The sequence below is a fragment of the Enterobacter cloacae complex sp. IR5428 genome, from assembly GCF_049238585.1.
Lineage (GTDB): Bacteria > Pseudomonadota > Gammaproteobacteria > Enterobacterales > Enterobacteriaceae > Enterobacter > Enterobacter intestinihominis.
Window position 1 is genome coordinate 103,589 of record NZ_JBMKHV010000004.1, and the last position, 21,534, is coordinate 125,122.

19 protein-coding genes are annotated in these 21,534 nt (G+C 60.0%); 8 read left to right on the forward strand and 11 right to left on the reverse strand.

Features of this window, described 5'->3' with window-relative positions; all coding sequences use genetic code 11:
* Window positions 1-61 precede the first annotated feature (61 nt).
* Together nrdB and yfaE are read left to right on the forward strand one after the other, a co-directional pair.
* Window positions 62-1,192 (forward strand): class Ia ribonucleoside-diphosphate reductase subunit beta, encoded by a 1,131-nt coding sequence (gene nrdB / locus ACOTXC_RS06995; RefSeq protein ID WP_023306627.1) that lies wholly within the window; start codon window positions 62-64, stop codon window positions 1,190-1,192.
* Window positions 1,192-1,446 (forward strand): class I ribonucleotide reductase maintenance protein YfaE, encoded by a 255-nt coding sequence (gene yfaE / locus ACOTXC_RS07000; protein ID WP_003859419.1) that lies wholly within the window; start codon window positions 1,192-1,194, stop codon window positions 1,444-1,446. Before nrdB ends, yfaE begins: the two co-directional genes overlap by 1 nt.
* Window positions 1,447-1,986: 540 nt before the next feature.
* Here yfaE and glpQ read toward each other — a convergent pair.
* Both glpQ and glpT read right to left on the reverse strand, forming a co-directional pair.
* Window positions 1,987-3,045, reverse strand: a complete 1,059-nt coding sequence (gene glpQ / locus ACOTXC_RS07005; RefSeq protein WP_421767525.1) for a glycerophosphodiester phosphodiesterase — start codon at window positions 3,043-3,045, stop codon at window positions 1,987-1,989.
* 11 nt (window positions 3,046-3,056) lie between these two features.
* Window positions 3,057-4,409, reverse strand: coding sequence for a glycerol-3-phosphate transporter (glpT, locus tag ACOTXC_RS07010; protein WP_022648804.1), 1,353 nt, complete (start codon window positions 4,407-4,409; stop codon window positions 3,057-3,059).
* A gap of 249 nt (window positions 4,410-4,658) precedes the next feature.
* On the opposite strand from glpT, the gene glpA reads away from it, so the two are divergent.
* From glpA to glpC, 3 genes are read left to right on the forward strand one after another with little or no spacing between them, the layout of a single operon-like run.
* Complete coding sequence (gene glpA, locus ACOTXC_RS07015; RefSeq protein WP_421767526.1) at window positions 4,659-6,287, forward strand: anaerobic glycerol-3-phosphate dehydrogenase subunit A; 1,629 nt, start codon at window positions 4,659-4,661, stop codon at window positions 6,285-6,287.
* On the forward strand, window positions 6,277-7,494 hold the full coding sequence (glpB, locus tag ACOTXC_RS07020) for a glycerol-3-phosphate dehydrogenase subunit GlpB (RefSeq protein WP_023300613.1): 1,218 nt from the start codon (window positions 6,277-6,279) through the stop codon (window positions 7,492-7,494). Before glpA ends, glpB begins: the two co-directional genes overlap by 11 nt.
* Window positions 7,491-8,681: an anaerobic glycerol-3-phosphate dehydrogenase subunit GlpC gene (gene glpC / locus ACOTXC_RS07025; protein WP_023306631.1), complete on the forward strand. Its 1,191-nt coding sequence runs from the start codon at window positions 7,491-7,493 to the stop codon at window positions 8,679-8,681. Before glpB ends, glpC begins: the two co-directional genes overlap by 4 nt.
* Window positions 8,682-8,712: 31 nt before the next feature.
* On the opposite strand, the gene ACOTXC_RS07030 is transcribed toward glpC, so the two are convergent.
* The 4 genes from ACOTXC_RS07030 to tctD all read right to left on the reverse strand — a co-directional run bounded on the left by ACOTXC_RS07030 (window position 8,713) and on the right by tctD (window position 12,746).
* Window positions 8,713-9,912 carry a nicotinamide mononucleotide deamidase-related protein YfaY gene (locus ACOTXC_RS07030; RefSeq protein WP_252066060.1) on the reverse strand — a complete coding sequence of 400 codons (1,200 nt, stop codon included), beginning with the start codon at window positions 9,910-9,912 and terminating at the stop codon, window positions 8,713-8,715.
* Between the two features lie 94 nt (window positions 9,913-10,006).
* Window positions 10,007-10,546 (reverse strand): YfaZ family outer membrane protein, encoded by a 540-nt coding sequence (locus tag ACOTXC_RS07035; protein ID WP_022648809.1) that lies wholly within the window; start codon window positions 10,544-10,546, stop codon window positions 10,007-10,009.
* 129 nt (window positions 10,547-10,675) lie between these two features.
* The gene (locus ACOTXC_RS07040; protein ID WP_023306632.1) at window positions 10,676-12,085 is read right to left on the reverse strand and encodes a sensor histidine kinase; all 1,410 of its coding nucleotides are present in this window, start codon (window positions 12,083-12,085) and stop codon (window positions 10,676-10,678) included.
* Window positions 12,072-12,746, reverse strand: coding sequence for a transcriptional regulator TctD (gene tctD / locus ACOTXC_RS07045; protein ID WP_046619087.1), 675 nt, complete (start codon window positions 12,744-12,746; stop codon window positions 12,072-12,074). Before tctD ends, ACOTXC_RS07040 begins: the two co-directional genes overlap by 14 nt.
* Window positions 12,747-12,898: 152 nt before the next feature.
* Between tctD and ACOTXC_RS07050 the strand changes: the two genes are divergently transcribed.
* From ACOTXC_RS07050 to ACOTXC_RS07060, 3 genes are read left to right on the forward strand one after another with little or no spacing between them, the layout of a single operon-like run.
* Window positions 12,899-13,879, forward strand: a complete 981-nt coding sequence (locus ACOTXC_RS07050; RefSeq protein ID WP_022648812.1) for a Bug family tripartite tricarboxylate transporter substrate binding protein — start codon at window positions 12,899-12,901, stop codon at window positions 13,877-13,879.
* An 11-nt stretch (window positions 13,880-13,890) separates the two neighbouring features.
* The gene (locus ACOTXC_RS07055; RefSeq protein WP_022648813.1) at window positions 13,891-14,322 is read left to right on the forward strand and encodes a tripartite tricarboxylate transporter TctB family protein; all 432 of its coding nucleotides are present in this window, start codon (window positions 13,891-13,893) and stop codon (window positions 14,320-14,322) included.
* Window positions 14,323-14,333: 11 nt separating this feature from the next.
* Entirely contained in the window at window positions 14,334-15,848 is a 1,515-nt protein-coding gene (locus tag ACOTXC_RS07060; protein ID WP_023300617.1) for a tripartite tricarboxylate transporter permease, read from the forward strand.
* Here ACOTXC_RS07060 and menE read toward each other — a convergent pair whose 3' ends face one another.
* From menE to menD, 5 genes are read right to left on the reverse strand one after another with little or no spacing between them, the layout of a single operon-like run.
* Window positions 15,849-17,210, reverse strand: coding sequence for an o-succinylbenzoate--CoA ligase (gene menE / locus ACOTXC_RS07065; RefSeq protein ID WP_058677677.1), 1,362 nt, complete (start codon window positions 17,208-17,210; stop codon window positions 15,849-15,851).
* Window positions 17,207-18,172 carry an o-succinylbenzoate synthase gene (gene menC / locus ACOTXC_RS07070; RefSeq protein WP_023300619.1) on the reverse strand — a complete coding sequence of 322 codons (966 nt, stop codon included), beginning with the start codon at window positions 18,170-18,172 and terminating at the stop codon, window positions 17,207-17,209. Before menC ends, menE begins: the two co-directional genes overlap by 4 nt.
* Complete coding sequence (gene menB, locus ACOTXC_RS07075) at window positions 18,172-19,029, reverse strand: 1,4-dihydroxy-2-naphthoyl-CoA synthase (RefSeq protein ID WP_014832749.1); 858 nt, start codon at window positions 19,027-19,029, stop codon at window positions 18,172-18,174. Before menB ends, menC begins: the two co-directional genes overlap by 1 nt.
* The gene (menH, locus tag ACOTXC_RS07080) at window positions 19,026-19,802 is read right to left on the reverse strand and encodes a 2-succinyl-6-hydroxy-2,4-cyclohexadiene-1-carboxylate synthase (protein ID WP_421767527.1); all 777 of its coding nucleotides are present in this window, start codon (window positions 19,800-19,802) and stop codon (window positions 19,026-19,028) included. Before menH ends, menB begins: the two co-directional genes overlap by 4 nt.
* Window positions 19,799-21,469, reverse strand: a complete 1,671-nt coding sequence (gene menD / locus ACOTXC_RS07085) for a 2-succinyl-5-enolpyruvyl-6-hydroxy-3-cyclohexene-1-carboxylic-acid synthase (protein WP_022648819.1) — start codon at window positions 21,467-21,469, stop codon at window positions 19,799-19,801. Before menD ends, menH begins: the two co-directional genes overlap by 4 nt.
* Window positions 21,470-21,534: the final 65 nt, after the last annotated feature.

Below are 21,534 nucleotides of genomic sequence, written 5' to 3' on the forward strand. Positions count from 1 at the left end.
CCCCCTCTCCCTGTGGGAGAGGGCCGGGGTGAGGGGAAATAACACCACAGGACTCACCGCAATGGCATATACCACCTTTTCACAGACGAAAAACGACCAGCTCAAAGAGCCGATGTTCTTCGGCCAGCCGGTCAACGTGGCACGCTACGATCAGCAAAAATATGACATCTTCGAAAAGCTGATTGAAAAGCAACTCTCTTTCTTCTGGCGTCCGGAAGAAGTTGACGTTTCCCGCGACCGTATCGATTTCCAGGCGCTGCCGGAACACGAAAAGCACATCTTCCTCAGCAACCTGAAATACCAGACGCTGCTGGACTCCATTCAGGGGCGTAGTCCGAACGTGGCGCTGCTGCCGCTGATCTCGATTCCTGAGCTGGAAACCTGGGTTGAGACCTGGGCGTTCTCCGAGACGATCCACTCCCGCTCTTACACCCACATCATCCGCAACATCGTGAACGATCCGGCGGTGGTGTTTGATGATATCGTCACCAACGAACAGATCCAGAAGCGCGCCGAAGGCATTGCGCACTACTATGACGAACTGATCGAGATGACCAGCTACTGGCATCTGCTGGGCGAAGGTACGCACAACGTGAACGGTAAAACCGTCACCGTAAACCTGCGGATCCTGAAAAAACAGCTCTATCTGTGCCTGATGAGCGTCAACGCCCTGGAAGCGATCCGCTTCTACGTGAGCTTCGCCTGCTCCTTCGCGTTTGCCGAGCGCAAACTGATGGAAGGCAACGCCAAAATTATCCGTCTGATTGCCCGTGACGAAGCCCTGCACCTGACCGGGACTCAGCATATGCTGAACCTGCTGCGCAGCGGTGCAGACGATCCGGAGATGGCGGAAATTGCGGAAGAGTGCAAACAGGAATGCTACGACCTGTTCGTGCTGGCGGCCCAGCAGGAGAAAGAGTGGGCAGACTACCTGTTCCGCGACGGCTCCATGATTGGCCTGAACAAAGACATTCTGTGCCAGTACGTTGAGTACATCACCAACATCCGCATGCAGGCCGTCGGTCTCGACCTGCCGTTCCAGACGCGCTCTAACCCAATCCCGTGGATCAACACCTGGCTGGTGTCCGATAACGTGCAGGTCGCGCCGCAGGAAGTGGAAGTGAGTTCTTACCTGGTCGGTCAGATTGATTCTGAAGTCAACACCGACGACCTGAGCGATTTCCAGCTCTGATGAGCCGCGTAACGCTGAGCCTTTCGGGTACAGAGGTGTTGTGCCAGGAAGAGCACCCTTCTCTGCTGGTGGCGCTTGAAGCGCATCAGGTAGAAGTCGAGTACCAGTGTCGTGAAGGCTACTGCGGCTCCTGCCGCTGCCGTCTGGTCGCAGGCCAGGTAGACTGGCTGACCGAACCGCTGGCCTTTATCAGTGAAGGGGAAATTTTGCCCTGCTGCTGCCGGGCAAAAGGCGATATAGAGATCGAGATGTGATGTTGTCCTTATCCCCTCTCCCGGTGGGAGAGGGTTCCCCACAAATTAATGTGAGCACTGAGCAATCCCCTCGCCCCTCCGGGGAGAGGGTTAGGGTGAGGGGAACATACGGCGGTGGTGGTCATTCCGTTCACTTTATGTTCATTGCTACTCTGTAACGACATGACCGGTGAACGTGCCAGGGTGGCTCAGTCGCCACCACCCTGGCGACCCGGGCTCCCGGCGGTAAATCGCCGCTTCGCGGTGCCCTCGGCTTATTCCTTCCGGCTTATCGGGTACGGGCGGAGGCAACGTCCCTGTAAAGCCGCCCTCTCGGCGCATCCCTGCGCCTCGCCCCGGCCGGAAGGCAAACGCCTCAGCGATTTACAGCCGGACCAGGGCATCGCTGACAGCCCTCAGTCATTTAGAAAGCAACTTTATTGCTTCTGCATAAAAAAATTACTGGGATCCCTCTCCCGGTGGGAGAGGGTTAGGGTGAGGGCATCAGGCCGCAGAGCCTGATTGTCGGGTGGCGGCTTCGCCTTACCCGACCTACAAAACCTACTTCCGGTGAATGAATTCGACCGCTTTATCCGGGAAATCCGTAAACAATCCGTCCACATCCGCCTGGTTATACAGCACGTCGTAAAGCTGATTCACGTCCGTCGCATACTCCGGCAGCTGGTCTGCACGCACGGTATACGGATGCACCTGCATCTTGCTCGCATGCGCCTCTTTCACCATCGCCGTCAGCTTCACGTGGCCCGGCGTTGAGCCTTTCGCCACCAGCATGTGGTAATCCGGCCCGATGCCGTCGGCGTACTGCGCAATCTGCTTCATCGCGCCCGGCTTAAACATCCAGTCGTAGCTGTAATTCACCCACTTCCCGTCCGGCTGTTTTTCCTGAGTTTCATTCCAGTCGGTATAGGCAATCAGCTGCACCAGATTGAGATCCATCCCCATCTTCAGCTCCAGCTCAGTTTTGATGCGCTTCAGTTCCGCGGCATCGAAACATTGCAGGAAAACCTTATCCTTCTTGCTGGTGTAGCCGTACTTTTTCAGTACCTCCAGCGTCTTCGCGGCAATGTCTTTTCCTTCCTGATGGTGGAACCACGGCGCTTTGATTTCCGGGTAGATACCGATATTTTTGCCCGTCGAGTGGTTCAGCCCCTGAACAAACTCGATCTCCTCTTCGAAGGTGTGAATACGGAAGTCAGACTTGCCCATCGGGAAACGCCCCGGATAGACCTGCACCTTCTTACCGTTCTCAATCTCGAAGCCCTCGGTAAACTTCAGCGAGCGGATCTCCGCCAGCGTGAAGTCGATGGCGTAGTAGCGGCCATCTTTACGGGCACGATCCGGGAAACGCTCCGCCACGTCCGTCACGCGGTCAAGATAATGGTCATGCAGAACGACCAGCTGGTCGTCCTTCGTCATCACCAGATCCTGCTCCAGATAATCTGCGCCCTGGGCATAGGCCATCGCTTTTGCCGGCAGCGTATGCTCTGGCAGATAACCGCTGGCGCCACGGTGGGCGATCACGATTTTATCCGCCGCCAGCGCGGAGCCTGTCATCAGGCCCGCCAGCAGCAGGCCTGTCGCTAACTGAGTTAATTTCATCGCAATGCTCCTTACTGACGACGCGCCAGCACCTCGGCATGGTGACGTTTTTCACCGATCATCACGACGATCAACAGCAGAACCGCCAGCACGCTGCCGCCAATCATCACCATAAAGCCACCGTCCCAGCCGAAGAAATCGACGGTGTAACCGACGATGGCACTTGCCGCCACTGAACCGCCGAGGTAGCCAAACAGACCGGTAAAGCCTGCCGCCGTGCCTGCCGCTTTTTTCGGCGCCAGCTCCAGCGCGTGCAGGCCGATCAGCATAACCGGACCATAAATCAGGAAGCCGATTACGATCATACAGGCCATATCCACACCCGGATTACCCGGCGGGTTAAGCCAGTAAACGACCGTCGCGATGGTCACCAGCGTCATAAAGAACACGCCCGTCGCCCCACGGTTGCCCTTAAACACTTTGTCCGACATCCAGCCGCAGATCAGCGTGCCGGGAATGCCCGCGTATTCATACAGGAAATAGGCCCAGGAGGATTTATCCAGCGCGAAGTGCTTCACCTCTTTCAGGTAAGTCGGGGACCAGTCGAGGATGCCGTAACGCAGCAGGTAGACAAACACGTTCGCCACCGCGATGTACCACAGCAGCTTGTTTGGCAGCACATACTTCATGAAGATCTGTTTCGCGGTCAGCTCTTCTTCGTGCTTCTCGCTGTAATCATCCGGGTAGTCGTTTTTGTACTCTTCAATCGGCGGCAGGCCGCAGGACTGCGGCGTGTCGCGCATCAGGGCGAAGGCGATAATCGCCACCAGAATGGCGCCAAAGGCAGGCATATAGAGCGCCGCGTGCCAGTCGTTGAACCAGGCCATCCCCAGCAGGAACAGCAGCGGCGGAAGCCCGCCCCCGACGTTATGCGCGCAGTTCCAGACCGATACAATCCCACCGCGCTCTTTCTGTGACCACCAGTGCACCATGGTACGTCCGCATGGCGGCCACCCCATCCCCTGGAACCAGCCGCAGAGGAACAGCAGCACGAACATGACGGCAATGCTGGAGGTCGCCCATGGCACAAAGCCCATGAACAGCATCACCGCTGCCGCGAGGATCAGACCGGCGGGCAGGAACACGCGCGGATTCGAGCGATCCGACACCGACCCCATAATGAACTTCGAAAAACCGTACGCGATGGAGATCCCCGACAGCGCAAAGCCCAGATCGCCGCGGGAGAAGCCTTGTTCCACCAGGTACGGCATGGCGAGCGCAAAGTTTTTACGTACCAGATAGTACGCCGCATACCCGAAGAAGATCCCGAGGAAGATTTGCCAACGCAGACGGCGGTAGAGAGGATCAATCTCTGCCTCTGGCAGTCGCGCCCGGTGTGGCGCAGGTTTAAAGATACTGAGCATAACAGCCTCCGTGGCCTTTCAAAAATGACCGGGCATCTCGCGCCCGGCTACAGAGGCGGCGATGTTAAGAAATCACGGTGAATGTTACTGTGAATCAACGCACAGATTGTTACAGAAATATGACAGAATGCGCAAAAAAGCGCATGAAATCACGTTTCACTTTCGAATTTCGCGCGTTTATGTTCGAAATCAAACAAACCACACGATCAATGTGGCTAAATGCTAAAAAACGAACATAGAGGAAAGGCAATGACAATTCACGATCCACGCTTCAGCGATGTGATTATCATTGGCGGTGGCGCGACGGGTGCCGGCATCGCACGCGACTGCGCCCTGCGGGGATTGAGCGTCACGCTTCTGGAACGCCACGACATCGCCACCGGCGCAACGGGGCGTAACCACGGTCTGTTGCACAGCGGCGCCCGCTATGCGGTCACTGACGCTGAGTCCGCGCGCGAGTGTATTGCTGAAAACCAGATCCTCAGGCGCATCGCCCGCCACTGCGTTGAACCGACCAACGGCCTTTTTATCACCCTTCCCGAGGATGACCTCGGCTTTCAGCAAACCTTTATTACCGCCTGCACGGCGGCAGGCATTCAGGCCGAGGCGCTCGATCCTGCGCAGGCGCGCCGTCTGGAACCCTCGGTGAACCCGGCGTTACTGGGCGCGGTAAAAGTGCCTGACGGAACCGTTGATCCTTTCCGCCTGACCGCCGCCAATATGCTCGACGCGCGGGAACACGGCGCACAGATCCTGACCGGGCATCACGTCACCGGGCTTATTCGTGAAGGTAATACCGTACGCGGGGTGCGCGTGTGTGATACGCAGTACAATGAACACCGCGAGCTGTATGCCACCGTCGTGGTCAACGCGGCGGGGATCTGGGGCCAGCGCATCGCGGAATACGCCGATTTATCCGTCCGCATGTTCCCGGCCAAAGGCTCGCTGCTGATCCTCGACCATCGCATCAATAACCATGTCATCAACCGCTGCCGTAAACCGTCTGACGCCGACATCCTCGTGCCGGGGGACACCATTTCGTTGATCGGCACGACCTCAATGCATGTGGACTACAGCGAAATTGATTACAACCGCGTTACCGCCGAAGAGGTGGATAATCTGCTGCGCGAAGGGGAAAAGCTGGCCCCGGTGATGGCGCAGACGCGTATTCTGCGTGCCTACGCGGGCGTGCGTCCCCTCGTCGCCAGCGACAACGATCCGAGCGGGCGTAACGTCAGCCGCGGCATCGTGCTGCTCGATCACGCCGAACGCGACGGCATGGACGGGTTTATCACCATTACCGGCGGCAAGCTGATGACCTACCGGCTGATGGCGGAGTGGGCCACCGATGCCGTCTGCCGTAAGCTCGGTAACACCGCGCCGTGCGTGACGGCGGAGCGGGCCCTGCCCGGCTCGCAGCAATCGACAGAAAAAACGCTGCACAAAATCATTTCACTTCCTGCCCCGCTTCGCGGTTCGGCGATTTACCGCCACGGCGACCGCACCCCGACCTGGCTTGGTGAAGGGCGACTCAGCCGCAGCCTGGTGTGCGAATGCGAAGCCGTGACCGCAGGCGAGGTGCAATATGCCGTGGAAAACCTGACGGTGAACAACCTGCTTGATTTACGCCGCCGCACGCGAGTCGGGATGGGCACCTGTCAGGGGGAACTGTGCGCCTGCCGTGCCGCCGGGCTGCTACAACGTTTTCATGCCACCTCCTCAACCCAGTCGCTCGCCCAGCTCAGCGATTTTTTAAATGAGCGCTGGAAAGGCATTCAGCCCGTCGCCTGGGGCGATGCCCTGCGCGAAAGTGAGTTTACCCGCTGGGTCTATCAGGGACTTTGCGGTCTGGAGAAGGAGCACAACCATGAAATTTGATACCGTGATTGTGGGTGGAGGGCTGGCGGGCCTGCTGTGCGGTCTCAAACTGACGCAGCGGGGTCTGCGCTGCGCCATTGTCACTCGCGGTCAAAGTGCCCTGCACTTCTCTTCCGGCTCGCTGGATTTACTGGGCGCGCTATCGTTCGCCGATCTGCCGCCTGAACATCCCTACCGCCTGACGGGCGCAGAGAATATGGCCCGCTTTGCCTGCGAAACCGAACACCTGCTGACCGCCTGCGGCGCACGCATGCAGGGTGACGCCGAGCAAAATCATCAGCGCGTCACGCCGCTCGGCACTCTGCGCGCCGCCTGGCTTAGCCCGGAAGAGGTGCCTGTCGCCCCCATCGCTGCCGGGCACGTGCGGGTGGTGGGGATCAGCGGTTTCCTTGATTTCCAGCCGCATCTTGCCGCCGCGTCTCTCAGACAGCAAGGCATTCAGGTGGATACGGCGGAGATTGATCTCCCCGAGCTCGACGTGCTGCGCGAAAACCCCAGCGAGTTTCGTGCGGTGAACATTGCCCGCCTGCTGGATAATGAACGCTACTGGCCGCAGCTGTACGCGGCGCTTCAACCGCTCGGCGAGAGCTGCGACGCCCTGTTTATGCCCGCCTGTTTTGGCTTAACGGACAACCGGCTCTGGCGCTGGCTCTCGGCGCGCCTGCCCTGTACGCTCGGTTTACTGCCGACGCTCCCCCCTTCCGTGCCCGGCATTCGTCTGCATACCCAGCTTCAGCGTCAGTTTGTCGCCCAGGGTGGCGTCTGGATGGCAGGCGACGAGGTGAAAAAAATCACCCTGGCAGAGGGCGCGGTAAGCGAAATCTGGACCCGCAACCACGGCGACATCCCGCTTCGTGCACGCTATACGGTGCTGGCAAGCGGCAGTTTCTTCAGTAACGGTCTGCTGAGCAGCCGGGATGGCGTGCGTGAGGCAATTCTCGGGCTGGATGTCCGGCAAAGCGCTTCCCGCGCGGACTGGTATCAAAGCGATTTCTTCACCCCGCAGCCCTGGCAGCAGTTCGGCGTGATCGTCGATACCCAACTGCGCCCGCAGCTGGGCGGGGAACCGGTTGAAAATCTTTACGCCATCGGCTCGGTTCTGGGCGGGTACGATCCCGTGGCACAGGGCTGCGGTGGCGGCGTCTGCGCCGTCACCGCGCTGCATGTCGCGGAGCAGATTATCCAGCGCAGGGAGGGAGCACAATGAACGACACCCGATTTGAAAGCTGTATCAAATGCACGGTCTGCACCACGGTTTGCCCGGTCAGCGGCGTTGATCCGCGCTATCCCGGCCCGAAACAGGCCGGCCCCGACGGGGAGCGTCTGCGCCTGAAGGACGGCGCGCTCTACGACGAGGCGCTGAAATACTGTATCAACTGTAAACGCTGCGAAGTTGCCTGCCCGTCGGACGTGAAAATAGGCGATATCATCCAGCGCGCCCGCGCCCGCTACAGTACGCAAAAACCGACGCTGCGCGACGCGATACTGAGCCACACCGATCTGATGGGCAGCCTCTCGACGCCTTTCGCGCCGGTCGTCAATGCCGCCACCGCCCTGAAGCCGGTGCGCAGGCTGCTGGATGCGACGCTCAAAATCGACCATCACCGCAGTCTGCCGAAATATTCTCACGGCACCTTCCGCCGCTGGTATAAATCCGTGGCGGCAGAACAGGCGCAGTTCGCTGAGCAGGTTGCCTTCTTCCACGGCTGCTACGTGAACTACAACCATCCGCAGCTGGGAAAAGACCTGCTGAAAGTGCTGAACGCCATGGGGACGGGGGTTCAGCTGCTAAGCAAAGAGAAGTGCTGCGGCGTTCCGCTGATTGCCAACGGTTTTACCGACAAAGCGCGCAGGCAGGCGAAAAGCAACGTCACCTCTTTACGTGAGGCGATCGTCGACAACGGGATACCGGTACTGGCGACGTCGTCAACCTGTACCTTCACGCTGCGCGATGAATATCCGCATCTGCTGGATGTGGATAACACCGGCTTGCGCGAGCACATTGAGCTGGCGACTCGCTTTCTCTGGCGCAAGCTTGACAGCGGGCAGACGTTACCGCTGGGCAAATTGCCGCTGAAGGTGGTGTATCACACGCCATGTCATATGGAGAAGATGGGCTGGTCGATCTATACGCTGGAGCTGCTGCGGCTGATCCCGGGGCTGGAGCTGACGGTGCTGGACTCACGCTGCTGCGGCATCGCTGGCACCTACGGATTCAAGCGTGAAAACTACCCAACGTCACAGGCCATTGGCGCGCCGCTGTTCCGGCAGATTGAAGAGAGCGGCGCAGATATCGTGGTGACGGATTGTGAAACCTGCAAGTGGCAGATCGAGATGTCCACCAGCAAACGCTGTGAACATCCCATTACCTTGCTGGCAAACGCACTGGCGTAACCGTTGCCGGGGACACTGCCCCGGCACATCCTCACTCTACGAACAGCGATTCCACGACGTTGATCCAGCCGTGCTCGCTGGCGACCTCTTTCCCGTTCAGCCAGCGGCGCAGCATGTTCAGCGCCATCATCGCGCACACCTCCTGACGCACGGCCAGGCTGTGGCGGGTAATACTCATCTTCACCCGCAGGGCGTGGGTCCCTTCCGGTGTTGCCAGGGCGAAGTTGAGATGCTCCTCATCCAGCCCGCCCACAAACAGCGCCAGCCCCGCGAAATGCTTCACTCTGCGCTCGGATGCCCAGCGCGCCGTCTGCGCCAGCGTCTCCTGCTGGAACGGCACCACTTCACTGGCCAGCAGCGGCGCACCCGCCCGGGTAAGCTGAAGCGCCAGAAGCCCACCGGTAAACTGCTCGCTTAACGTCACGCTCAGCTGGCGGGAATGCAAATGCGCTGCGATCTGCGCCGGCAGCCCTTCCGTTCCTTCGAAAATCAGGCTTTCCCCGGCGACGCGCTGCACTTCCGGCCACAGTGCCAGCATAGCGGCTTTCTCTGACGCCGGTCCGGTCAGCTTCAGTTCAATAATCGGCATGGAGGAGCGATAGCCCATCGACACGCCGGGAGGCAGTTGCAGGTGATCGAGGCTCTGAGCCAGATCGCTTTCCGAGCGGCCAAAGGTGGTCAGACGCAGGCACAGCGGCGGTTCAGGCAGCGTGAAGCGCGCGCGCAGGCGCGGCAGGATCTGCTGCTCGACCATCACTTTAAATTCCGACGGCACGCCCGGGGTGAAGAACATCAGGCAGCGGTTCAGCTGAACGGCAAACCCGCAGGCGGTGCCGACCGGGTTATCAATCAGTTCCGCGCTGGCGGGAATTTCAGCCTGCTTGCGGTTGCTGGGGGCCATCACGCGGCCACGCTCGGAGAAAAATCGCTCCATCTGTGCCAGCCACGCCTCGTGCAGGACCAGGCCTTCACCTCTGGCCGTGGCGGCGGCCAGCGCGCTGAGATCGTCGCTGGTGGGCCCAAGCCCGCCGTTCACAATCAGCACGTCGCAGCGTTCGCTGCGCTCGCGCAGAACGTTGACCAGCGACTCAAGATTGTCACCCACGGTGTTGCGGCGCGTTAACGGTAATCCTTGCTCAAAGAAGAGATCGGCAAGCCAGGCGGCATTGGTATCAATGATTTGCCCATGCAGCACTTCGTCGCCAGTGGATAACATTTCCACGTTTATCATTGTGTTCTCCCATTTCAATGGTCAAAACACTATAGCGCAATCGAAGACCGGGGGAAGAGAGAAACTGGCGCGACTGAACGCCGCGCCGAAAGGATTAGAAACCTGCGCTCACACCGATGTAGGGACCATCTGCCAGCGCGTTGTCGCGGTGGCCGTCTTTACCCGCCAGGTTCAGATAACGATAACCCGCTTCGATGGTGACAGGACGGATGATGGTCCAGCGTCCACCCACGTTGGCTTCCTCATAGCTATCGATACCGCTGGAGAGGGAATCCGGAGAGTAGTAGTACTCACCGAACAGGCCAAAGCTGTCGCCGATTTTCCACTGCAAACCGCCGCCCACTGCCGCCGCGTAACCTTCGTCGCCGTCGTTCGGGTTGGTGTAAATCCCTTTACCGCCGACTGTCGCCAGGAAAGGACCCAAAGGTACGTTGAAGCCCAGCCCCAGGCTTGCCGCATCCCCATCGTCGTCGTTATGCGTCCAGCCGCCGGTCATCGCCAGGCCTGCGCTATCCGTGCCAAGACCAAAGCCCAGGTGGGTATAATCTTCGCCCGCCGAGCCGTTGAAGGAAATAGCGTTGGCTGCTGCCGATACAAACATCAGGCCTAAGCCCATTAATGCCACTTTTTTCATTGTCGTGATCCCGCACAATATATTCAGAGATGTCCAAAAACCGCGAGATTTTAACCTGACTGTCTGTGGGATCAATGCGCTCAGTGGACATCGGGCAATTAGTTTGTAACGATTTGATAATATCGGTATTTATATCATCAATAAAAAACGCATTTTTACGCACAGGCCGCCCAGATTTTCACTGGGCATCAGCTGAAGATGGCTGCGGTGCAGGCGGGCAATATCGTTGGCCAGCGCCAGGCCAATGCCGGACCCGGCGGCATCGCCCACGTTATCCAGCCGATGAAACGGCAGCATGGCCTGGGAGATCTGGTCTTCGGCAATACCCGGTCCACTGTCCTCCACGCTCAGCTCAACGGCATCGTTATCCATGCGCAGGTACACCGTCACGATGCCCTGCTCCGGCGTGTATTTGATCGCATTCTCCAGCAGGTTAGCGCAGAGTTCGCCCAGCAAAACGTCATCCCCCTCAATCATTACCGGCTGCTGTACGCCGTCATAACCGAGATCGATACCCTTGCTGCGCGCCTGTGCCAGCCGCGAAAAGCAGCAGTTTTGCACCACCTGCACCAGATCGACAGGGGCAAACTGTCGCTCCCCCTGCTCTTTCCGCTTCACCGCCGAAAGCTGTAACAGCCTTTCCGTCAGCACGATGGTGTTATCCAGCGTAACGTTCATTGCCCGTAAGCTCTCCTGCCACAGCGCCGGATCGTTACGCGTCAGAGCAACGGATACCTGCGTTTTCAGCACCGCCAGCGGCGTTTTGAGCTGGTGTGAGGCATCGGCATTGAAGCGCTCCTGCCGCGAAAGTACGCCGCGCAACCGGTCGATGTAACGGTTAAACGCCACAATCAGCAGCCGCGTTTCCGACCAGGGCAGCAGCTCCGGCAGCGGGGCCAGCAGCCCGGGCTCACGGCGCACCATCAGCGAAGAGAGTTGCCGCATTGGGCGCAGCACGCGGCGCAGCAGCCAGGCGGTCAGGACCAGCGTCAGCAGCACCAGCAGCCCCTGCGACACGAGTGAGGAAAACAGCAGCTGTGTGGCCAGATAGCGCCGCGACTGCAACGTTTCTGCGACATAAATTTCCGCCATCCCGAACACATTATCTTCGTTAACCGGCTGGAGCAGCTTCGCCACGCGGATCGCCTGCCCGCGATACTCGGTATGATAAAACCACGCCAGCGCCGGATAGTGAGTGGTGCGCGACGTGGAGGGAGGCATATTTGGCAGATCGTCATAGCCGGAGATCGTCCGCCCGTCAGGGTCAACCACCTTGTAGTAGAGGCGATCGTTCATGTTCAGCTCAAAGCTGTCGAGCACGACCCAGGGCACGTTCACCAGCAGCTTGCCCTTGTGCACCACCAGCCGCTCAGACACGGTGCGCGCCGAGGATAACAGCGTACGGTCATAGGCCTGCGTCGCCGCCTGTAGCGCGCTAACGTAGCTGTTAAAGGCTGACAGCCCCCATAACAGCAGCAGCGGCAAACCCAGAAAAAGCAAAAGTTGCAGGTAAAGCGACTGCGGCTTAACCCACTTCATCGCCGCACTCCAGCACGTAGCCCAGTCCCCGGAGGGTGGTGATCCGCACGCCGCTGCCGGTCAGCTTCTTACGCAGGCGGTGAATATAGAGATCGATACTCTCGGGGCTGACGTCGTCGTTCAGGCTGAACACCTGGTCGAAGAGCTGCTGCCGGGAGACGGGACGGGTCCGGCGGTGCATCAGCACCTTCAGTAAAGAGAGCTCGCGCGGCGTGAGGGAAAGGGGTTCATCGCGCAGCAGAAAAAAGCCTTCATCATCGTACTCCAGCTCTCCCAGCCGCTGGCGCTCCTGGGTTCGCCCTTCACTGCGGCGCAGCAGCGCACGCAGGCGGGCATCAAGCTCCTCCAGCTCGAACGGCTTCGGCAGATAGTCATCCGCCCCGGCATTCAGCCCTTTCACCCTGTCTGCCACGTTGCTGCGGGCGGTAAGAAACAGCACCGGCAGCGTCTGCCCGCGCTTTCTCAGACGATGCACCACTTCCAGCCCGTCGAAGCCGGGCATGCCGATATCAAGGATCGCGACGGCATAGTTTTCCCCCTGTAAAAGGTGATCGGCCGCCCGTCCATCGTTGACGCAATCCACGGCAAATCCGCTTTGTACCAGCGCTTTCTCCAGCCAGTGAGCCAGCTCACGATTATCTTCCGCGAGTAAGAGACGCATATCACATCCTGTAAAGTTGGTGTCGCAGTGAAAGGGAAATGAAAGGTTATTGTTTTAACAATCACGCAACGGAACCGCTACAAGGTGGTTCACATAATCAGAAAAAAGACACCCGTACTCGTACTCCCGGTTCTCCGGCGTGAGGATAAACGATGAAAAAACAATTACTTTCTACCCTTGCTGCAAGCGCATTGCTGTTGAGTGCCTCTGTCGTCCAGGCGCAGGACACCCCGTCCCGCACCGAGTGTATCGCCCCGGCCAAACCCGGCGGCGGCTTCGACCTGACCTGTAAGCTGATTCAGGTCAGCCTGCTGGAGACGAAGGCCATTGAGAAACCGATGCGCGTCACCTACATGCCCGGCGGCGTGGGCGCGGTAGCCTATAACGCCATCGTCGCCCAGCGCCCTGCTGAACCCGGCACCGTGGTGGCCTTCTCCGGCGGCTCGCTGCTGAACCTGTCGCAGGGGAAATTTGGTCGTTATGACGTAAATGACGTGCGCTGGCTCGCCACTGTGGGCACCGATTACGGCATGATCGCCGTTCGCGCGGACTCCCCGTGGAAATCCCTGAAAGATCTGCTGACCGCCATGGAAAAAGATCCGAACAGCGTGGTGATTGGCGCAGGCGCCTCTATCGGCAGCCAGGACTGGATGAAAGCCGCGCTGCTGGCGCAGCAGGCCAAAGTGGATCCGCACAAAATGCGTTACGTGGCCTTTGAAGGCGGCGGTGAGCCGGTGACGGCGCTGATGGGCAATCACGTGCAGGCAGTATCGGGCGATCTCAGCGAAATGGTGCCCTACCTGAGCGGGGATAAGATCCGCGTGCTGGCGGTCTTCTCAGAAAACCGTCTGCCGGGCCAGCTGGCAGACGTCCCAACCGCCAAAGAGCAGGGTTATAACCTGGTCTGGCCGATCATCCGTGGCTTCTTCGTCGGGCCAAAAGTGACCGACGCCGAGTACCAGTGGTGGGTGGATACCTTCGCAAAACTTCAGCAAACCGAGGAGTTCAAAAAACAGCGCGATCTGCGCGGGCTGTTTGAGTTCAACCTGAACGGCAAGCAGCTGGACGAGTACGTGAAAAAACAGGTGAATGACTATCGCGAACAGGCGAAAGCCTTTGGTCTTGCGAAATAACCGGAGGCGCTATGAGCGATCGCATTTTTGCCGGGATATGGCTGCTGCTCTGCATTGGCGGCCTGTTCGTCGCCTGGCAGATCCACAGCGAATACAGCTATGAACCCGTGGGGCCACGCCCCTTTCCCGTAGGCATTGTCGGCCTGATGCTGCTCTGCTCGGTGGCCCTGCTGCTGCGCCATCCGGACACCGTGGAGTGGCCGCCACGCCGCACGCTGCAACGTCTGCTGGTAATGGTGATTGTTCTGCTGATGTACGCGTGGGGCTTTGAGTGGCTCGGCTTCCCGATCGCCACCGCCCTGCTGACGATGGTGATTGGCATACTGTTTAACGCCTCGCTGCCTGCGGCGGGGATCTCCGGGGTCGTACTGGGCATTTTACTCTGGTACGCCTTCGACCGCCTGCTGGACGTGACCCTGCCGCTCGGCGCATGGTTTAACTAACGGAGCACGCTATGGATACCTGGATCTATCTCTCTCAGGGGTTCGCGGTAGCGATGACCCCGGAAAACCTGGTGATCGCCCTGATCGGCTGTTTCGTCGGGACGATCGTTGGCCTGCTGCCGGGCCTTGGGCCTATCAACGGCGTGGCGATTTTACTGCCGCTGGCCTTTGCGCTGCACCTGCCTGCGGAATCGGCGTTGATCCTGCTGGCGACGGTTTATATCGGCTGCGAATACGGGGGGCGTATTTCCTCGATACTGCTTAACGTGCCCGGCGATGCCGCTGCCATTATGACCGCGCTGGATGGTTATCCGATGGCGCAGCAGGGACGCGGCGGCGTGGCGCTCTCTATTTCCGCCGTCAGCTCGTTCTTTGGCTCCCTGATCGCCATTGGCGGCATCATCCTCTTCGCCCCGGCGCTGGCCCAGTGGTCGCTGGCATTTGGTCCGGCCGAGTATTTTGCCCTGATGGTATTTGCCATCGCTTGTCTCGGCAGCATGATGGCGCAGAATCCGCTGAAGTCGTTTTTGTCTGCGTTGATTGGCCTCAGTCTGGCCACCGTCGGCGTGGATGCCAACACCGGGGTTTATCGCTTTACCTTCGACAGCGTTCATCTCTCCGACGGCGTGCAGTTTATCGTCGTGGTGATTGGTCTGTTCTCTGTCTCAGAAATCTTACTGATGCTGGAACATACCAGCAGCGGGCAGACGCTGGTGCGTAAAACCGGACGTATGCTCTTTAATGCCAAAGAGGGGGCGCAGTGTGTGGGTGCTACTCTGCGTTCGTCGGTGATCGGTTTCTTCGTCGGCATTCTGCCAGGCGCGGGGGCGACTATCGCCAGCGCCATCACCTACATGACCGAGAAAAAGCTGAGCGGCAACAGCGACAGCTTCGGTAAGGGCGATATACGCGGCGTGGCGGCGCCAGAGGCGGCGAATAACGCCTCGGCCTGCGGCTCGTTTATCCCGATGCTGACCCTCGGCGTGCCGGGCTCCGGCACCACGGCGGTGATGATGGGCGCGCTGACGCTCTATAACATCACTCCCGGTCCGGCGATGTTTACCGAGCAGCCCGATATCGTCTGGGGCTTGATTGCGGCGCTGCTGATCGCCAACGTGATGCTGCTGGTGATGAACATCCCGCTGATCGGGCTGTTCACCCGCATGCTGACCATTCCCCTGTGGTTCCTGGTCCCGGCCATCGCCGCCGTCTCTGCGGTTGGGGTATACGCGGTGCACAGCACCACCTTCGACCTGGTGTTAATGGTGCTGCTCGGCGTGCTGGGCTACATTCTGCGCAAGATGCACTTCCCGATGTCGCCGCTGATTTTAGGGTTTGTGCTGGGCGAAATGCTGGAGCAGAACCTGCGCCGCGCCCTCTCCATCAGCAATGGCAACATGGCGATCCTGTGGGAGAGCAGCGTGACGAAGATCCTGCTGGCGATGGCGATCATGGTGATTGTCGTGCCGCCGGTGCTGCGCTGGATGCGTCGACGCCAGCAGAAACCGCAGCCGGATATCGGCTGATTAGCCCCTCAACAGGGCATTGACCCACTGCCTTAACGACTGGCGGGAGATCTTTATCCCGCCATTTTTCAGTTCTGACGGCAGCGCCAGCCAGTGTACCGGCTGCTCAAAGCGCGCCAGCCTGCCCTGAACCCACTCCGGCAACAGCGTGATATCCGTGCCCGGCTCACATTCCACTACCGCCACCGGGCGTTGCCCGTATTCGGCGTCATCCAGCGGGACGATAAACACCTGGCTAACCTGCGGATGTGTGACGATAACGCGCTCCAGCGCTTCCGGCTGGATCCCTTCTCCGCCGCTGAAAAAGAGATTGTCCATTCGGCCCAGAATGGTCAGGCGTCCGTCATGCCACTCGCCGCGATCGCGGGTGGCGAACCAGCCCTGCTCGTTGACCAGCGGCAGTAAGGCGCCGTCTCGCCAGTAGCCCGCCGCCATGCTTTCCGCCCGGATCCAGACTTCACCGTTCACCACCTGAAGGTCTCTGCCCGGCAGCGCGCTGCCCACGTCCGGCGCGCCGTCGGCCTCTTTGGCGCAGACGGTGGAGGCGAACTCGGTCAGACCGTAGCCGCAGAACGTGCGGATCCCCTGCTTGCGCGCCTGTTCGGTCAGCTCAACGGGGATTTCCGCCCCGCCGAGCAGCACGGCTTTCAGCGCAACGGGATGGTGTGAATTGAGCAGCCGCCACAGCTGCGTCGGCACCAGCGAGGCGTGGGTACAGCCCTGCAGGGCCTGCTCCAGCGGCTGTTTTTCACGCACGGTGAGACGGCCTCCGCCCTGCAACCAGCGCCACAAAATCCCCTGACCGGAGACGTGAAACAGCGGCAAGGACAGCAGCCAGTCGTCATCACCGCCATAAGGCATCAGCGACAACACGCCTTTTGCGCTGGCAAGGTGGGCGGCACAGGTGTGCACGGCCGCTTTCGGCAAGCCGGTGGAGCCGGAGGTGAGCGTCATCGAGGCCAGCCGTTCTGCCCGCCACGTCACGCCGCCCTGCTCCTCGCCCTCTCTTAATACCAGCCCAGGCAGACCGTCATACTCACCGTTAAGCACCAGCGCAAAGCGCAGGGTCATCTGCGGCAGGAGGACGTCCAGCAGCGGACGGGGAAGCTGAGGGTTCACCGGCAAAATGCGGGCGCCGCACTGAAGCAGCGCCAGCCAGGCCAGCAGGGTCTGCGGATGGTTGTGGGCGAGCAGCATGACGCCGTCCCCGTCCCTGACACCCTGAGACTGAAAACCGGCTGCCAGACGATCGATACGCTCGCCCAACTGTGACCAGTTGAGCGTTATATCGTCTAAACGCAGCGCGGGTGTATCGGCACTCCTGGAGCGCCAGTGCCGCCACGGCCAGTCGGTAAAAGTCATTGCAGCGGCTCCAGCGTCCCGACGTCGAGGCACGGTAAGGTGCTGTCCGGCCACTGGCGAATCAGCTGGGCCTGCATCAGGTTTAGCGTATCAAGACCGGGAACGGTGTCCGGCGTTAACCATGCAGCGATGCGCGCCAGTTGCGTCAGCCCGAGGCTGGATTCGATGGATGAACTGATCACCGCCGTCAGCCCTGCGGCATGGGCCGCCGCAACCTGCTCGCGCACCTTGTCGAGGCTGCCGGTCAGCGTTGGCTTAATGACCACGGCACCGACGCCCGGCTCGGCGGCAAACGTAAAACCGGCTTCGCGCAGGCTCTCATCCCAGGCAATGGCAATGCCGGTTTCCCGGGCGAAGGCGCGAGAGTCGTCGCGCGTTTTGCACGGCTCTTCGAGAAACGCGATGCGGTTGCGGTACGCCGGGTTGACGTACTTCGCAAACTGCTGCGCCCTGAGCGGCGTCCAGGCGCGGTTGGCGTCCAGGCGCAGGTGCAGATCGGGAATGGCTTCCAGTAACAGGTTAACCACCATTCCGTCGCGCACCGCTTCGTACAGGCCGACCTTAATTTTCGCCACCTTCTCGCCAGGCATCCCGGAGAGCAGCGCGAAAAGTTCATCCGGATCGCCGGAACAGAGCGGCGCGGCGCGATAATTCGCCGCATCCGGCAAACGGCCGTCCAGCTCTGCCAGCGCGCAGCTGATGCCGAACGCGACAGAAGGAACGTCCGGCAGCGACGGATCTGCCCCCTCACGCCATTCGTGCGTCCAGGCCATCAGCGCCGCCTGCGCCTCATCCAGCGTTTCCAGGCTAAAGCCCGGAAGCGGGGCGATTTCGCCCCACCCTTCCCTCTCGCCCTGCCGGAGATGCACGAAAAAGCCATCACGGGTTTTTAACCGCCTTTCACGCAGTACCACGCCCGCGTCCATCGGTATCTGCCAGCGGTAAACCTGCGCGCGACGCATCACGGGTTCCGTTTGTATTTGCTGAAGTCTGGCTGGCGTTTTTCGTTGAACGCGTTGCGCCCTTCCTGACCCTCTTCGGTCATATAGAACAGCATGGTGGCGTTACCCGCCAGCTCCTGAAGTCCCGCCTGACCGTCACAGTCGGCATTGAGGGCCGCTTTCAGGCAGCGCAGCGCCATTGGGCTGTTTTGCAGCATTTCGCGACACCAGCGCACGGTCTCTTTTTCCAGATCGGCGATCGGCACCACGGTGTTAACCAGCCCCATGTCCAGCGCTTCCTGGGCGTTGTACTGACGGCACAGGAACCAGATTTCGCGGGCTTTTTTCTGGCCGACGATGCGCGCCATGTAGGACGCCCCCCAGCCGCCGTCGAAGGAGCCAACTTTCGGGCCAGTCTGGCCGAAAATGGCATTTTCCGCCGCGATAGTCAGGTCACACATCATGTGCAGCACGTGACCGCCGCCGATGGAATAACCTGCCACCATCGCAACCACCGGTTTTGGACAGGTGCGGATCTGGCGCTGGAAATCCAGCACGTTCAGGTGGTGCGTGCCGGCATCATCCTGGTATCCGCCGTAGTCGCCGCGGACTTTCTGATCGCCGCCCGAGCAAAAGGCTTTCTCCCCTTCCCCGGTGAGGACGATGACGCCGATGTTGTCGTCGTAGCGTGCATCCGCCAGCGCCTGGATCATCTCTTTTACGGTCAGCGGACGAAACGCGTTGCGTACCTGTGGACGATTGATGGTGATTTTGGCGATACCATCGGTGGATTTGTGGTAGCGAATGTCGGTGTAGCCTTCGGAGCAGTCCTGCCATTCAACCGGCGCGTAAAGCATGTTTTCATCAGGATAGATCATAGCGTGTCCTTTGTTCGATAACGTAGTATCTGAGCCAGACTCGCGGCAACCGCTTCCGGGTTGTCCCGGTGGGCGTTGTGTCCGGCATGAGGGATAGCATGACGCATGGCGTTAAGTTCAGCAGCGATGGCTGCAAACTTCCCGTCACGTTCGCCATAGAGATAGTCGAAAGAAAAATCACGCGCGGTGAGCGCGGGACGTAAATCAGGCTGAACGGCAAGCGAGGTGGCTTCCAGCATCTCAGCCAGCCTCGGGCCGTTGTTCCGGCTACGCAGCGCGATCAGCGCGTTGCGCTGTTCATCCGTAAGGGAGAAAAAGACCGGCTGTTGATACCAGTCGGCAAAGACGGCTTCAAGCGGCTCACTGCGAAAACGTGACGCCCAGCGGCGGTCCGAGGTCAGCCGCGCCTGACGCGCCTCGACGTCTTGCAGCCCAGGGTGTCCACCTTCCACAATCACCCCGTCTAACCCCGCAGGATGCTGGCAGGCATGGAACATCGCAATGCGGCCACCGAGAGAGTACCCTACCAGCCAGTAATTTAGTATGTTGTAACTAATTAAGGTATGCGTGAGCAATTCACTTACCTCTGCAAAACCCGTCACGCCCGTATCCGCTGAACCACCGTGCCCGGGCAGGTCAAGGTAGAGTCTGGGGTAGTCATGCAGCGACGCCCCAACGGTCTGCCACTCACGACAGTCACCGGAAAAACCGTGCAGGAAAACCAGCCAGGGGTAGCCTGGTTTTCCGGGCTGAGTGACGCCAGCGAGGATCACAGGTGACTCACCTGCGCCAGCAGATGTTGCAGCTTCTGCGCGCCGTCAGAATCGTTTACCACCAGCTCAATCAGCGTCGCGCCAGGCTGCCGCCAGGCGGTGTTCAGCGCCGTCTCCAGCGCGTCCCAGTTTTCCGGGCGATGGTACTTCAGGCTGAACATGGCGGCGGCGTGTTCGAACTGCACGTTTTGCGGCATCAGATAGAAGCGCTCACGTTCGCTTTGCGGCGTCGGCAGCAGGGAGAAAATCTGTCCGCCGTTATTGTTAACAACAATCAGCACGAACGGAGCCGACGCCTGACGCAGGAGCGCCAGCGCGTTGAGATCGTAGAGGGCTGAGAGATCCCCCACAATCGCCAGCGTGGATTTTGCGCTGGCCCGCTGTACGCCAGCGGCGGTGGAGATCAGCCCGTCAATGCCGCTCGCGCCCCGGTTGCTGTATACCGGATAACCCGCGGGCAGCTGCGAAAAGGCGTCAATCAGGCGCACCACCAGGCTGTTACCGACAAAAAGTTGCCCCTGCTCGGGAAGATATTTGCGGATACGGTGCGCCAGCCCGGCTTCACTGAACTCCTCGCACTGCGCTTTGGTGAGTTCCCACGCCTGACGCGACAGCGCCGGGATCTCCACCGCCCAGGGTTTGCGTTTTTCCGCCGGATGCAATTCCAGCCAGCTGTCAATATCGCTCACCAGGCGGCGACCGCGATGGTGCGCCGGGTCAAGGCGTCCTTCGAGCGGATCCACCAGCCAGTACTCTTCTGGCGTACAGGTGGCCTGCCACTGGAGCAGTCGCTTGCCCGTCAGGCTCGAGCCCAGCTGGACGACAATTTGCGCCTGCGCCAGCTCGGTGACCGCTTTCGCGTTCCCCAGCCAGAGGTCAGCGCAGGGCAGCGGCTGGCCCGTCTGGGAAAGCACGTCACCAATCAGCGGCCAGCCAAGCGTTTGTGCCCACTCCGCCGCCAGCTTGCCTTCCGCCGCACTCATCCGCCCGGCAATCACCACCCCGCGCTTCTGGCGCCAGAAGAACCAGTCGCGCTGCTTAGCGCTTTCCAGATGCGTCTGCTCACGCAGCCAGGGCTTTTCGCTCTCCCACCATTCTCCCAGCTGCTGTTGCCAGGCTAGGCCGGTCTCGTTCATTTCGCCGTACAGCGGTTCGGCAAACGGGCAGTTAATGTGCAGCCCGCCGCTGCGCAGTGCGTTCATGGCGTGGTCGAGAGTTGAGACCAGCCAGCTGGCGGGAATATCCTGGGTGGGGCGCGGCAACGAGACCGTCTGTGAAGGATGCGAGGCAAAAATGCCAGGCTGACGAATCGCCTGGTTCGCGCCGCAGTCAATAAGTTCCGGAGGACGATCGGCGGTGAGTAAAATCAGCTTTTCGCCGGTTAACCCCGCTTCAATCAGGGCCGGATAGAGGTTTGCCACCGCCGTGCCGGAAGTCACTATCACCGCCACGGGCGCGTTGCTGACTTTCGCCAGCCCGAGCGCCAGGTGGCCGAGACCACGCTCGTCAAAATGGGTGTGATGAATAAAAGCCCTGTTTTCCGCCGCAGCAAGGGTGAGCGGCGTGGAGCGAGAGCCCGGAGCAATACACACATGCCTGACACCATGGCGGGTCAGGGCTTCAAGGATCACCGTCGCCCAGCGTCGGTTAAAAGAACTTACTGACATGAGATTGTCCAGTATCAAGAATGCGACACAGTATAAATAATAGAAAAAGTCAGAATTTTGATATG

Bases quoted from the DNA above. Each gene is read 5' to 3' on its own strand.
- nrdB (WP_023306627.1), top strand. From the start codon at position 62: ATGGCATATACCACCTTTTCACAGACGAAAAACGACCAGCTCAAAGAG.
- yfaE (WP_003859419.1), top strand. From the start codon at position 1,192: ATGAGCCGCGTAACGCTGAGCCTTTCGGGTACAGAGGTGTTGTGCCAG.
- glpQ (WP_421767525.1), bottom strand. From the start codon at position 3,045: ATGAAATTAACTCAGTTAGCGACAGGCCTGCTGCTGGCGGGCCTGATG.
- glpT (WP_022648804.1), bottom strand. From the start codon at position 4,409: ATGCTCAGTATCTTTAAACCTGCGCCACACCGGGCGCGACTGCCAGAG.
- glpA (WP_421767526.1), top strand. From the start codon at position 4,659: ATGACAATTCACGATCCACGCTTCAGCGATGTGATTATCATTGGCGGT.
- glpB (WP_023300613.1), top strand. From the start codon at position 6,277: ATGAAATTTGATACCGTGATTGTGGGTGGAGGGCTGGCGGGCCTGCTG.
- glpC (WP_023306631.1), top strand. From the start codon at position 7,491: ATGAACGACACCCGATTTGAAAGCTGTATCAAATGCACGGTCTGCACC.
- ACOTXC_RS07030 (WP_252066060.1), bottom strand. From the start codon at position 9,912: ATGATAAACGTGGAAATGTTATCCACTGGCGACGAAGTGCTGCATGGG.
- ACOTXC_RS07035 (WP_022648809.1), bottom strand. From the start codon at position 10,546: ATGAAAAAAGTGGCATTAATGGGCTTAGGCCTGATGTTTGTATCGGCA.
- ACOTXC_RS07040 (WP_023306632.1), bottom strand. From the start codon at position 12,085: ATGAAGTGGGTTAAGCCGCAGTCGCTTTACCTGCAACTTTTGCTTTTT.
- tctD (WP_046619087.1), bottom strand. From the start codon at position 12,746: ATGCGTCTCTTACTCGCGGAAGATAATCGTGAGCTGGCTCACTGGCTG.
- ACOTXC_RS07050 (WP_022648812.1), top strand. From the start codon at position 12,899: ATGAAAAAACAATTACTTTCTACCCTTGCTGCAAGCGCATTGCTGTTG.
- ACOTXC_RS07055 (WP_022648813.1), top strand. From the start codon at position 13,891: ATGAGCGATCGCATTTTTGCCGGGATATGGCTGCTGCTCTGCATTGGC.
- ACOTXC_RS07060 (WP_023300617.1), top strand. From the start codon at position 14,334: ATGGATACCTGGATCTATCTCTCTCAGGGGTTCGCGGTAGCGATGACC.
- menE (WP_058677677.1), bottom strand. From the start codon at position 17,210: ATGACTTTTACCGACTGGCCGTGGCGGCACTGGCGCTCCAGGAGTGCC.
- menC (WP_023300619.1), bottom strand. From the start codon at position 18,172: ATGCGTCGCGCGCAGGTTTACCGCTGGCAGATACCGATGGACGCGGGC.
- menB (WP_014832749.1), bottom strand. From the start codon at position 19,029: ATGATCTATCCTGATGAAAACATGCTTTACGCGCCGGTTGAATGGCAG.
- menD (WP_022648819.1), bottom strand. From the start codon at position 21,469: ATGTCAGTAAGTTCTTTTAACCGACGCTGGGCGACGGTGATCCTTGAA.